The organism is Streptococcus sanguinis, from assembly GCA_013378335.1.
Taxonomy (GTDB): domain Bacteria; phylum Bacillota; class Bacilli; order Lactobacillales; family Streptococcaceae; genus Streptococcus; species Streptococcus sanguinis_I.
In genome coordinates this window covers 175,994-189,052 of record CP040556.1, presented here as the reverse complement: position 1 = coordinate 189,052, position 13,059 = coordinate 175,994, and the positions used below count along the sequence as shown (strand labels likewise).

Below are 13,059 nucleotides of genomic sequence, written 5' to 3'. Positions count from 1 at the left end.
CCGATTATCCCTTTAAAACAAGCAACTTTCCAACAGTTCTTTATTGCGCAGCTGGGCTAACCAGTTGTCAGGAATCCCTTCCAAACCATAGATAATACCAGCCAAGCCGCCAGCAACTGCTGCTACTGTATCAGTGTCATCGCCCAAATTAACAGCTTTCAGGACAGTTTCCGGATAAGAAGTGCTAGTTAGCAGACACCACAGTGCTGCTTCCAAGGTATCCACCACATAGCCACTAGAACGAATATCAGTCTCTGTCAGCTCTGCTAAAGTTTGCAAACGAGTATAGGTCGTGCTAGTCTCTAAGTCTGATAGTATTTCCGATAGTTGCTGGCTTTTTAAGAGCCTACGAGCAATATCCACATAAAGCTGGCAGGCCTCTATGGAAGTCGCATGGGCATGTGTAATACTGGAAACAGCTTCAATATCAGACGGACCAGCTGCCGTAAAGACTAGGGGCAGAATCCGCATCAAAGAACCATTTCCATTGGAATATTCATCAGATAGACCGTGTCCCCTTGTCAAAGCTTCGCGAGTCGCATTTCCTACATCAAAAGTCAGACCATCTGGTGTGTATGCTCCCTCGAAGAGCCAATTTTTAAACCTCTGCTGCATATCGGCAGGGTCAATCTTACCTTTTTCCCTGATAGAATCACAGGTCGCTAAAACAAGGCTGGTATCATCTGACCAAGTACCAGCTGGTTGCTGATGGCTGCCATAGCCCACCATCTCAATCGCTTTAAAACTGCCTCGGGTTAAAAATTCATACGGAACTCCTAATGCATCAGCTACAGCCAAACCATAGACTGCCGCTTTCAAAGATTGGTTCATGCTAGCCCCCTTTGTTTTATTATACTATTTTTAGTCTTAAAATTCTTCCTAACCCCAAAAAACAAGCGCAGCCTCGCGCTTGTTTCAGATTGAAGACAAAGTCCTAAGAACAGAAGTTTCTAAGGGCTTTTCTTTTTGTAAAGTCGTATAATAGAGGTAAGAACAGTTGTGAGGTGCTCCCTATGTTTCACAAAGAAAAATCTGATTATAATCGCTGCCAATATGGCTTCTATACGATAGACGAATTGGTCCCAGAAGATCACTTTCTTCGCCAATTGGAAGCGGAGGTTGATTTTGACTTTATCTATGACTTGGTTGAAGAAACCTATAGCCCAGATCAGGGTCGTCCCAGTCTAGATCCCGTCATGTTGGTCAAAATTCCTTTGATTCAATGTTTTTATGGCATTCGCTCCATGCGCCAAACCATTAAAGACATAGAAGTAAACGTAGCTTATCGTTGGTTTCTTGGACTAAGCTTGGATGACAAGGTGCCTCATTTTACCACATATGGAAAGAATTACAGCCGTCGTTTTCAAGATAAAGCACTGATTACTGAGATATTTTCACACGTACTCCATCAAGCTTTATGTGCTGGTTTGATTGATCCTTCTGAGATATTTGTGGATGGAACCCATATTAAAGCGGCAGCCAACAGCCACAAGTATCATAAGGAAATGGTTGCCCAACAAGCTACATTTATGAGTGAGCAATTGGAAGTTGAGATTGATTTAGATAGGAGAAAACACGAAAAAAAGCCCTTAAAGCCCGCAAAAGAAAGCGAGGCTAAGGAAAAGAAAATCTCAAGGACAGATCCTGAGAGTGGTTGGTTCCACAAGGGGGAACACAAGGAAGTCTTTGCCTATTCTGCCCAAGTAGCGTGTGATAAGCATGGTTGGGCCTTGGCTTATACGGTTGAAGCAGGAAATGTTCATGATAGTCAGGCTTTCCCTGCCCTTTTTGCCAAGATTGAGCCTTTTCATCCAACCTATCTCATCGCAGATGCAGGTTATAAAACCCCAAGTATTGCAAAATTTTTGTTAGACAGAGAGATTACCCCTGTCTTCCCTTATACCCGCCCCAAGGGTGTAAAAGGGAACTTAAGGCCCAATGATTTTGTTTATGATTCCTATTATGACTGTTACCTCTGTCCAGAGAACCAAGTGTTAACCTATCGCACGACGACCCGAGCAGGCTACCGTGAGTATAAGAGTGATTCAACAGTATGTGTCGCCTGTCCCCTATTATCTGTTTGTACCCAGAGCCAGAATCAGCAGAAAGTCATCACAAGACATGTATGGAAAGATGCGCTTGAATGTTGTGAAGAGATTCGACACCAAAGAGGGATGAAGGAGCTCTATAAGAAGCGCAAAGAAACCATTGAGCGGCTCTTTGGGACAGCTAAAGAATACCACAACCTCCGTTATACAAGAGAGAAAGGCAAGTCCAAGATGGAAGATAAGGTTGGGCTTACTTTGGCGTGTTTGAATCTCAAAAAACTAGTAAAAATGAGGGTGGGGAAGCCTTTTTATTTTGTTCAAATGACCATTATGCTATCAAAAGATGAAATCAAAAGATGAAATTTTAGCCTGACAAACAGAAAAAGACAAACACTATTTGGAATGTTTGTCTACGGTCTGAAACAAGCGCATCCTCGCGCTTGTTTTTCCATTTTGTGTTAAAATAAAAGGTATGGACAAAATTATCAAAACTATCTCAGAAAATGGTTCTTTCCGCGCTTACGTGCTGGATAGCACAGAGACGGTTCGGACCGCTCAAGAAAAACATCAAACTCAAGCAAGCTCTACCGTTGCACTTGGCCGCACACTGATTGCCAGTCAAATTTTAGCTGCAAATGAAAAAGGCCAGACCAAGATTACCGTCAAGGTCCTCGGGACCAGCTCACTAGGCGCTATCATCACAGTGGCAGATACCGAGGGCAATGTCAAAGGCTATGTACAGAATCCCGGTGTAGATATAAAAAAGACTGCCACCGGTGAGGTTCTAGTTGGTCCTTTTGTAGGCCAAGGAGAATTCCTCGTCATCACAGACTATGGTACGGGCAACCCGTATAACTCAATGACCCCTCTCATCTCTGGGGAAATTGGCGAGGACCTAGCCTTCTACCTGACCGAAAGCCAACAAACTCCTTCTGCTGTTGGTCTCAATGTCCTCTTGAATGAAAATGATAAAGTCAAAGTTGCAGGTGGTTTCTTGGTACAAGTTCTGCCTGGTGCTAAGGAAGCTGAAATTGCTCGCTTTGAGAAGCGGATTCAAGAAATGCCTGCTATCTCAAAACTACTGGAATCCGATGACCACATCGAAGCTCTGCTGGCTGCCATCTATGGTGATGAGCCTTATAAACGCTTGTCTGAAGAGGAAATCCGCTTCCAGTGCGACTGCAGTAAAGAGCGCTTCATGAATGCCTTGGCTACCCTGCCAAAGGCTGACTTAGAAGAGATGCGTGACCAAGACCAAGGAGCTGAAATCGTCTGCCAATTCTGCCAGACAGCCTATCACTTTGACCAAAACGACCTGGAGGAACTGATTCGTGACAAATCTTAATACCCCTTTTATGATTGGGAATGTTGAAATCCCCAACCGCACAGTTCTGGCGCCTATGGCCGGTGTAACCAACTCTGCTTTTCGGACCATTGCCAAAGAGCTGGGAGCAGGCTTGGTCGTGATGGAAATGGTCTCTGACAAGGGCATCCAGTATAACAACGAAAAAACCCTCCACATGCTCCATATTGATGAGGGAGAAAATCCTGTTTCTATCCAGCTTTTCGGTAGCGACGAGGACAGTTTGGCTCGCGCAGCAGAATTCATCCAAGAAAACACTAAAACCGATATTGTCGATATCAATATGGGCTGCCCGGTCAATAAAATTGTCAAAAACGAAGCTGGAGCTAAATGGCTCAAGGACCCTGAGAAAATCTATAAAATCATCAACAAGGTCCAGTCCGTTCTGGATATCCCTCTGACAGTCAAGATGCGGACTGGCTGGTCTGACAGCTCACTAGCTGTAGAAAATGCTCTGGCAGCTGAAGCCGCTGGCGTCTCAGCCCTGGCTATGCACGGCCGCACCCGTGAGCAAATGTATACTGGTCATGCTGACCTTGAGACCTTGCACGATGTAGCCCAAGCCCTGACCAAGATTCCTTTCATCGCTAACGGAGATATTCGGAATGTACAAGACGCAAAACAGCGTATCGAGGAAGTCGGCGCCGATGCTGTTATGGTAGGCCGAGCTGCTATGGGAAATCCTTATCTCTTTAACCAAATCAACCACTACTTTGAAACTGGCGAAGTCCTTCCAGACCTCAGCTTTGAGGACAAGATGAAAGTCGCCCACGACCATCTCTCCCGCTTGGTCAACCTCAAAGGAGAATATGTAGCTATTCGCGAATTCCGGGGCCTAGCTCCGCACTATCTGCGCGGTACTGCCGGAGCAGCCAAGCTCCGCGGTGCTATTTCGCAAGCTGAAAGTCTGGCTGAAATCGAAGAACTCCTGCAAATCCAAAAATAAAAACGAAAGAGGCTGGGACAAAAGTCCTAGCCTCTCAATTGTCTTTGGATTGTCGAGCAAGACGCAGTGGTTGAGTGGGCTCTACTACGCTGATTTCATCAGCTTTTACAGCCCTACTCAACTGTGCGGAGGTGGGACGACGAAATCGAATTCTAACGAATTACCGATTTCTGTGCCACTCTCTTTTTCCTTATGTTTAAGGTTGAGTTACCACAACGCTTGTTACTGAACCATCTGCTCCTGTTGTAATCTGCAGATTGGCATTGCCTTGGCCGCTTAATTGAGCATTGTATTTTCCATCATCCAGTGTATAAGAGTAGGAAGCAATGGAATAATTATCTGTCTTTCCATCTGCAGACTGGACGGTGAATTGGCCGTTACCTGATACGGTCACAGTATTTCCATTGGCATCCTTCCAAGTTCCAGCAGCGGCTGAGAAATCCCCATCCACCATAGTCAAGACACCTTTATAGCGAGCATTGCTGGCTGCCTGCTTATTTTGAAGCTGACGATTGCTTTCTGGTGCTTGGGCTGGTTGAGTTGCTTGAGTCTGAGTGTTTTGTCGACCTGAAGCTTGCTGCGGCTGCGTTTGTTGGGCTTGAGGAGCTTCGACAGTAGACTGTTGCTGACCAGCAGGAGCTTCGGCTTGTCCAGGCTGGCTAACTGCTCCTTCTGAAGAAGCGCTATTACTAGCCTTAGGAGAAGCGCTGGCCTTGCTGGATGACGCAGCTTTTGAGCTAGAGGAAGTCTGAACAGTCTTGCTAGAACTAGCACTTGTTGTACTTTCTTCTTTCTTACCACATGCCCCTAAAAGCAAACTAGAAGCCAGAACTGCAGCTGCCATCAATTTTGTATAAGTACGTGTTTTCATCTTTTGTCTCCTTGTAATATTTAGAAATCTTTTTGTAACATTATTGTAACACTGTAAATTTACTATGTCAATCATTTATACAAGATTTTTCAAAAAATTTTTTACTCAAGCGAAATTCTGTTTCTCAATCTGCTTCTTTTGTCATGAGAAACTCGCTCCTACTTATCTATTCGTAATTAAAAATGAAAAAACAGGACAAATTTGTCCTGCAAGAGAAATATATGATCAACTTTCTTTTAATTTTATTTTTCTACCTTAAGCCGATAAACTTTTCTCGGCTTCTTCTTTGGCACGCGCTTGACACCAGCCTCCTCCAAGTATTCTCCAAATTTCACTAAAAAATTATTGCTGACGATAGGTCGTCTAGGCGAGATGAGATTGACCAGCTCAGTCCCTTCATAGACTGTAAACGGTGATTCCAGCAGATGGAGAAAAGTTGGATTCCAGTCCAGTCGTCCCTGAATCCGCTTGATAGATTCCAGCAGGATTTGGTAGTGGTCAAAGGCAAAGTCCTTTGCTGTCAGGAGCCGCTCACCGGCTCTAAAACTACTAGTCTTAAAGTCAACATCAAGAAAGGTGACTTCCTTGGCATCATCCCCAGCTTGCGCTTGATCTACTGCTATGGCCGGCAGATAGACCAGATGGGCAATGGTGATGACCCAACCGCGCGGATCACGTCCTGGAGTAGAAACCGTCATCAGTTGCTCCACCTTTTCCAGCGGTATCTCCAGCCCCACCTCTTCCTTTACTTCCCGAATGCAGGCTTGATAGGCATCCTCATGCTTGTCCACAAAACCTCCGACTAAGGCATATTTATTCTGATAAGGGTGGGCCTTGCGCTTGATGACCAAGAGTTTCACCTGACCATCCACAAAACAGTAAGCCACCATATCTGCTGTTACGCTAGGTGTCTCATACTTGGGTAAATCCTGTGTCTTGTACCATGCCAAAAAGGCGGACTCATCCGCCATGGTTTCATAGTACTCTTTTTCTGACATTCCCGCTGGGATATCCTGTTTGGTCATGAGTTTCTTCCTTTCCTAAGCTATCTTTTTCTATCAAAAATCCTCCAACTCTTACTCTAAGCTTTCTTCACTGCCTTGGTCCATTGATACCATCCGACGATACTATTGAGAGTATATACCCAGTACATGGCCTGGATATGGAGATTGCTACCCCACCAGAGATAGATACTGAAGAGATTGGTCGCAATCCAGAAAATCCACTGCTCGCGGTAGAGACCAGTCATGAGAAGCTGACCGATACCATTGGTCGCATCTGTCACACTATCGCGGAAAGGCCGATGACTGTGAATGCTCTTATAGGCATAGCCCATACCAATCCAAATCAAAGCCGTCAAGGCCAGATATTTAAGCCAGCCGCGCCAGTCTAACTTCTTAGCTTCAAAATGAGAAGGCTCATCCTTATCTTGCTCATTGACCCGGTTGGACAGCCAAGTATAAAGGCCAATCGGCTGCATGATGAAGAAGTAGACTGTAGTCAGCACTTCTCCGTAAAAGCTAGCCTGAAAGGACAATAGGAGGTAAATTGCCGAATTAATAGCTCCAAATAGGTAATTGCTGGCCCGCCCCTCGGCTACTAGAATAACGCAGACGATTCCTGTCCAGGAAGCAAAGAGTCCCAGCCAGTCATGCTACTCCTGGCCACTGGTGAACTCCAGAATGAAAGGCAGACTGGAAAGAGCAATCAAGTAGAGCCATTGAGTCAAGCTGCGCCCGCCAAATAAATCCTGCCAAAGTAAGTTTGCAATACCGACAAAGCCTTCTTTTTTAGCTGCCGCACAGACATTGCGGAAATTCTGAACAAAGGTTTGAGATTTTTGTTTTAGTCCTGCGGAGAGAGCTACAGGAGAGAGTTTTTGATTTTTTACTACCATTCTATTTTACCACTTTCTTTTTTAATCCGCTTGATAAATCATGTCGATTGCTTCTTTGGCCGCCTGATAATTGTCCAAATAACTGCCAGCCAGATAGACCGTCGGAATATGAGCCAAGCACTGCTCCTTCAGCTTTTTCAGATAGCTTGAAAAATCACTTCGTATAGCCTCATCTGCCATACTCATATCGCGAAAGCCATCGTTGACATAGGCTCCAACTGGCTCAGCAAAGAGAATTAAATCCCATTTTTCCTTAGACAAGATGCTGGCAAAGAGATTGTCAAAAGTATCTGTTTCCTCGTCTTGAACCGGACTTTCTTTCAGATAGTAATCATAGTAGGCCTTGGTTACCAACGAATTTGTATCAGCCACGACCAGACCACGGTTGGCGCTGCTGTCAATTAATCGGGAAGTCTGAGCATATTGTCCTAAGAGCAAATAATAATAGTCTTTAGGGGTCAGCTCATCATCTCGCACGTTATTTTGAATCTGGTATTCTCGAGCATATTCCAGACTAACCGGAGCATCATAGTAACGAGCTAAGTCCTTGGCCAAAGTCGTTTTACCATTGCTGGCGCTGCCCATAATCAGCACTTTCTTGGTAAAGTGACGTCGGAACGGTTGGGCGATATATTTCCAATAACAACTAGGATTTTCCCGAATCATGGTAGCCGAGATACCAAACTGGCGCGCCTCTAAAGAAGTTTTGAAATCACGCTTTTCTAACTCCGCCTGATAGTCAGCTTCTCCAACAAAGAAAATCAACTCCTCCCGTTCTGCATCATAACCCACCAACTCCAATAAAGCTGGCAGCCACTTGTCCCAACCCAGAGGGTAACGAGGAAAGGAAGTTTCATCTAGCTTATAAACCTGTGTTAACTCATCATCTGCGAAAGTCTCCCGCGTATATCGAAAACGCTTCTGCAGAGACAGACCTACTTCCTGCCCACGGTCTCCCTGATAACCAGAAACCACCACGTGCACCTTATCATAAGAACGCTTAGCCTTCTGAATCAAATCGATATGCCCCTGATGCAAGGGAGCAAAGGTTCCAAATACGATTGCAATTTTTTCTTTCATAGGTCTATCCTTTTTATTGTTTTTTATATTTTGTTCTTTCTATGTTTTTATTATAAACTATATTTTCTTTTTGTCAATAGTTTTTTATAAAATTTTATAAAAATATTTTCAGAAACTTTAAAGCTGCTCCAAGGATACAAAAAAGAACCCGATGCCTTAAGCATCAGATTCTTTTTATAAAAGATTTATTGCTGATAGACTTCTTGGTAGAATTCCAGCTTGTCTCCATCCTTGACAGTGATTTGATTGGCTGCCTTAGGAGCCATTTCTCCATTGACCTTAAACATCCAGTAGAGGCCCTTTGCCTCATCCTGAGCATGACCGTCAATAGACGTGATAAAACCATCTTTTTCTTCGACCTTATAGGCCTTCTTCAAAGCATCCATGGCTGTCTTTCCTTCTTCGACAGCCACCGTTTTCTCGCTCTTTTCCTGACCTTCTGGAGCAATACTGATGCTGATCTTCAGTTCCTTTTTGACAGAAGAATCAGCGGAGCTAGAGCTCTTGTCAGTATTTGTCTGGCTGCTGCCGCAACCTACAAGGAGAAGGGCAAAAGCAAGTGTGAGCAAACTAAAGATTTTTTTCATTATAGAGCCTCCTTAAAATAGGGTACAAGAGTGGGTAAAAAAACAAGGTCGACAGTCCGTGCGCTATATTGAAGGTCAAAGCGTTGATAATCGCATAAGACCACCAGTGATAGTTGTACAGCAAGGCTGTCAGTGTATCGATGGCAATGCCATAGCCAAAGGATAGGAGAGCTGCTGCTATTCCCTGTCCCACTAAATTTAACCGAGGATAGAGCAGCCGCCAAAGGCAAAGAATTAGTCCAAAGGACAGCAACTGAAAGAGGACGATCGGACTCATCCCCAAAAGAAAGGCTGATGTAAACATCGTCACAGCCATCACTAGGAGTGAAGTCTGCAAATCCTCAAAGATAACGATCAGGAAAAAGATAGCTGAGATAGGCTGCACATTGGGCAAAAAGGAAAATGCATAGCGAAAGGCCACACATAGAGCCGATAGGATGGCAATTTTAGCCATTTTACGAGCGGACAAAGGTACCTCCTTTTCTAATTAAGTGAATCAAGAGAAGTTGGACTAGGTATGCAGCTCAACAGCATCCCAGTCTTGGGCCGTATTCAGTCCCAACAGCCAGTCAAGGCCAAATCGCCTCTCCAGAACAACACTTTCATCAAGTCCTGCCGGCGCTGGCTGGTCATGAATCCGAGCATCAACACAGGCCCAATGATAACGATAAATCAAATCATCCTCATCCAGCACCTCCTCTAAGCTGCGAGGTTGGCATTTGCCCAGAAATTCCTGAAAATCAACCGCACTAGCGACTGTATCAATAGCAGCATCACAATCACAAATTTTATCTGGAAACGGCAAAGCATCTACTAGACCTAAGTACCAAATCAGGGACTAATAGGCCTCGTATTTCCAAACCATATTGATGATAGCTACTGGGTCGGCACGATCTTCCAAAACCGCCCTTTCTTTAGGCGTCAGCTCTTCCTGCACCCCGTATTGCTGCAGTTTATCCTGCAGCCACTGGCGGCTCTCCTCATTATAATTATTATTTTCGATATCCAAGGCCGCCTGAATAATCAAGAGGCTGGTAATAGCCCGTCGCGCAATTTCTTCTAACGAGCGCGGCCGTACCTGCTCAGCACTTTCGATAAACGGCAAATGCTCAATGTAAGGAATTCCCTCCTTTTTCAAGCGCTGGATACTAGCCGCCTTGCGCTCTTCTGGTGTTTTCACTCTGGCCCTCTTGCCAGCAAACAAATCTCTAAAAAACGACATATCAGCCTCCAATCCTTCAATTTCCAGTTTCATTGAATGATGAAATAACTGTTGAGTATCTATCTAATCAAGGGCTAATCGCAGGCGAAAATTTTCATTGCAGACTTGGCTTTCTAAGCCACTTCGAACTTGAGTTGGCCAGCCTTAACTCCGACCTTAAGTGTTTGACCCGTCGTCAAATCTCCTGTCAAGAGGAGTTCAGACAGCTTGTCCTCTACCTGAGTCTGCAGAGTTCGGCGCAATGGCCGTGCTCCCATTTCCACATCGTAGCCTTCCTGAGCCAGCAGCTTAAGTGCACTAGACTGAAACTTCAGCTCAATTCCCTTCTCAGCAAGACTGGCAATGAGCGGTTTGACCATAACCTTGACCACCTCCTGCATATCTTCTGCAGATAAGCTGTGGAAGACTACCTTCTCGTCAATACGGTTGATAAATTCTGGTCTATATGCTTTCTTGAGTTCTTCCAGCATCCGTTTTTCCATATTGGCATGGTCCAAGCGAATATCCCGCGCCCCAAAGCCCACCGTTTTATCATCCCGCAAACTGGTTGCTCCCAGATTGCTGGTCATGATAATAATCGTGTTGGAGAAGTCCACCTTGCGGCCCTTGCTGTCAGTCAGCTGACCATCATCCAAGACCTGCAGGAGAACATTGAAAATATCTGGATGCGCCTTTTCCACCTCGTCAAAGAGCAGGACAGAATAAGGTCGGTTGCGCACCTTCTCCGTCAGCTCCCCTCCTTCTTCATAGCCTACATAGCCTGGAGGCGCTCCGTTGAGGCGGCTAGCCGCGAATTTCTCCATGTACTCACTCATATCAAATCGTATGAGAGCAGACTCGTCATCAAAGAGACTTTCGGCCAAGGCCTTGGCTAGCTCTGTCTTCCCGACTCCTGTCGGACCTAGGAACATAAAGGAGCCAATCGGCCGCTTGCTGCTGCGGATACCAGACTGGTTTCGTCGGATAGCTCGGCTGATAGCTGAAATCGCCTCGTCCTGCCCAATCACGCGTTTATGCAGTTCTGTTTCCAAGTTGAGGTATTTCTTGGCATCGGTCTGGGTCAGCTTCTGCACAGGAATCCCAGATAAAGTACTAAGAGTAGCCAAGACATCGTCTTCTTCCACTTTCAGTTTATAGAGCTTGGGTTGCTGCTCTTGCTTAAGCAACTTCGAGACTTTTTTGAAATCCACTGCCATCAAGGCTTGATCCACTGGTGTCAAATCCGACTGCTCATAATTCTGCGGTCCTCTATTCTGCACTGTCGCACTGGCCTCGTCCAAAAGATCAATGGCAGAGTCAGGCAGGTGCTTACTGGTCAGATAGCGATGGGCATATTTGACCGCTGTCTCGATAGCCTGATCACTGATCTGCACCTTGTGATGGTCCTCATAGCTCTTTCTCAAGCCTTGCAAAATAGCAATGCTGTCAGCCACATTCGGCTCTTCTATGCTGACCTTGGCAAAACGCCGAGAAAGAGCAGCGTCTTTTTCAATATGTTTCTGATACTCTTCCTGCGTCGTAGCACCAACTGTCCGCAATGTTCCGCGAGCCAGAGCCGGTTTCAGGATATTGGCCGCATCCAAGGTCGAGTCAATACCGCTGCCAGAGCCCATGATAGTATGCAGCTCATCGATGAAGAGAATGACATGACCATCTTCTTCAATGTCATTGATGATGTTGTTCATCCGCTCCTCGAAGTCTCCGCGAAAGCGAGTGCCAGCGACCACATTCATCAAGTCCAGCTCCAAAACCCGCATCTTAGCAAGTTCAGCCGGAACCTGACCAGCTGCTACACGCTGAGCCAGTCCTAAGGCTAGAGCTGTCTTACCAACCCCAGCATCTCCAACCAGCACTGGATTGTTTTTAGTCTTGCGACTGAGAATCTGAACTATCCGTGAAATTTCCTGATCACGGCCAATGACTGGCTCCAATCGGCCATCTCTAGCCAGCTCCGTCAGATCACGGGTGTAGTCTTCCAGACCTCCGCTGGTAGAAGCCGGCATGCCCATCATATTAGCCATGGTCTGCTTAGCAGCCATTACTCCCTTATTCAGACTGCGGATAGCCTTGATATCTTCCTTGCCCCAGCCAGCTCGCTGCTCCAAGACCTTACGCAAATCACTGATTTTCAGCCCCTGCTCCTTGTCCTCGTAGCTAAAGCCGGTAAATTCCAGGATACGAGAGGCCAAGGTCCCTCGATCAAATAACATGGCCAGCAGCACATGTTCGGTACCTACATGCTTAGCGCGAACAGCTTCTGCAATCTGCCCCGCCTCCTCAAACAGCTCCTCTAAACGATAAGAAAAAGGCAGCAGCTCGAAGTGACCGTCTTTCTGATAAGCCTGACCAGTAATCTGAAAAGCTGCTTCTTCAAATCCATCAACTTCCACAGGAAACTCATTGAGAACTGAACCAGCAACGCTGTAGGGATTATTAGCCAGAGCAATCAGCAGATGCCATGATTCCAGATAATCTGTCGTAAAATGGCCGGCCAAGAGCTGGGCTGCTTCCAAGCTTTCTATTAAGGCTTTTGAGTATTTCATTTATGATTCCATTCCTTTTCTGTCTAGTTGTTGTAAAATCTTTTTTAATATCCGGGCACGAATCACCGCAGCTCCATCACCTAAAATCGAGTCCGATGCTGTTGACAAGATTAGATTGCCCTCACGTTCAGTCATAATCTTCTCATCAAAAAGAAGCTGAATAACATCTGTGAAAACCTGCTGGCTGACACGCTCTCCCACACTGTCGCACAGGCCACAAAGCATCTGATGCTGGTCGGAAAATTCAATCTTTCCAATTCGAATATAGCCGCCGCCACCACGCTTACTCTCAACGATATAGCCCCGACTTTCCGTAAAACGTGTCTTAATCACATAGTTAATCTGACTGGGAACCACCTGAAAAACATCAGCCAGCTCACTGCGTTTCAGTTCAACCATCCCTGCCTGAGCCAGAATAGACTTGATATATGCTTCAATACTATCCGATGTGTTTTTTGCACCCATGACTTCCCTTTCCAGTTGAAAATTTCAGAATAAATCT

At 45.6% G+C, this 13,059-nt stretch carries 11 protein-coding genes and 2 pseudogenes; 3 read left to right on the top strand and 10 right to left on the bottom strand.

What is annotated here, in order from left to right:
* Nucleotides 1–12: 12 nt before the first annotated feature.
* A complete protein-coding gene (locus tag FFV08_01045) occupies nucleotides 13–831 on the bottom strand; it encodes an ADP-ribosylglycohydrolase (GenBank protein ID QLB51388.1) in 819 nt (272 codons plus the stop codon).
* Between the two features lie 182 nt (nucleotides 832–1,013).
* Here FFV08_01045 and FFV08_01040 point away from each other — a divergent pair, with 182 nt between their 5' ends.
* The 3 genes from FFV08_01040 to dusB all read left to right on the top strand — a co-directional run bounded on the left by FFV08_01040 (nucleotide 1,014) and on the right by dusB (nucleotide 4,357).
* Nucleotides 1,014–2,408 (top strand): IS1182 family transposase, encoded by a 1,395-nt coding sequence (locus FFV08_01040; protein ID QLB51387.1) that lies wholly within the window; start codon nucleotides 1,014–1,016, stop codon nucleotides 2,406–2,408.
* 112 nt (nucleotides 2,409–2,520) lie between these two features.
* Nucleotides 2,521–3,393 (top strand): Hsp33 family molecular chaperone HslO, encoded by an 873-nt coding sequence (locus tag FFV08_01035; protein QLB51386.1) that lies wholly within the window; start codon nucleotides 2,521–2,523, stop codon nucleotides 3,391–3,393.
* Nucleotides 3,394–3,403: 10 nt separating this feature from the next.
* A complete protein-coding gene (gene dusB, locus FFV08_01030; protein ID QLB53253.1) occupies nucleotides 3,404–4,357 on the top strand; it encodes a tRNA dihydrouridine synthase DusB in 954 nt (317 codons plus the stop codon).
* A gap of 196 nt (nucleotides 4,358–4,553) precedes the next feature.
* On the opposite strand, the gene FFV08_01025 is transcribed toward dusB, so the two are convergent.
* From FFV08_01025 to FFV08_00985, 9 genes and pseudogenes are all read right to left on the bottom strand, one after another.
* Nucleotides 4,554–5,303 (bottom strand): hypothetical protein, encoded by a 750-nt coding sequence (locus FFV08_01025; protein ID QLB51385.1) that lies wholly within the window; start codon nucleotides 5,301–5,303, stop codon nucleotides 4,554–4,556.
* Nucleotides 5,304–5,470: 167 nt separating this feature from the next.
* A complete protein-coding gene (locus FFV08_01020; protein ID QLB51384.1) occupies nucleotides 5,471–6,253 on the bottom strand; it encodes an NUDIX hydrolase in 783 nt (260 codons plus the stop codon).
* Between the two features lie 56 nt (nucleotides 6,254–6,309).
* Nucleotides 6,310–7,125, bottom strand: a pseudogene (locus FFV08_01015) (nicotinamide riboside transporter PnuC).
* A 21-nt stretch (nucleotides 7,126–7,146) separates the two neighbouring features.
* Entirely contained in the window at nucleotides 7,147–8,205 is a 1,059-nt protein-coding gene (locus tag FFV08_01010) for a transcriptional regulator (GenBank protein ID QLB51383.1), read from the bottom strand.
* A gap of 185 nt (nucleotides 8,206–8,390) precedes the next feature.
* Nucleotides 8,391–8,792 carry a DUF4430 domain-containing protein gene (locus FFV08_01005; GenBank protein QLB51382.1) on the bottom strand — a complete coding sequence of 134 codons (402 nt, stop codon included), beginning with the start codon at nucleotides 8,790–8,792 and terminating at the stop codon, nucleotides 8,391–8,393.
* Entirely contained in the window at nucleotides 8,776–9,246 is a 471-nt protein-coding gene (locus FFV08_01000) for an ECF transporter S component (GenBank protein ID QLB53252.1), read from the bottom strand. The genes FFV08_01005 and FFV08_01000 overlap by 17 nt, the downstream gene beginning before the upstream one ends.
* A 57-nt stretch (nucleotides 9,247–9,303) precedes the next feature.
* Nucleotides 9,304–10,047, bottom strand: a pseudogene (locus FFV08_00995) (DUF4272 domain-containing protein).
* Between the two features lie 80 nt (nucleotides 10,048–10,127).
* On the bottom strand, nucleotides 10,128–12,557 hold the full coding sequence (locus FFV08_00990) for an ATP-dependent Clp protease ATP-binding subunit (protein ID QLB51381.1): 2,430 nt from the start codon (nucleotides 12,555–12,557) through the stop codon (nucleotides 10,128–10,130).
* A complete protein-coding gene (locus FFV08_00985; protein QLB51380.1) occupies nucleotides 12,558–13,022 on the bottom strand; it encodes a CtsR family transcriptional regulator in 465 nt (154 codons plus the stop codon).
* Between the last annotated feature and the right edge of the window lie 37 nt (nucleotides 13,023–13,059).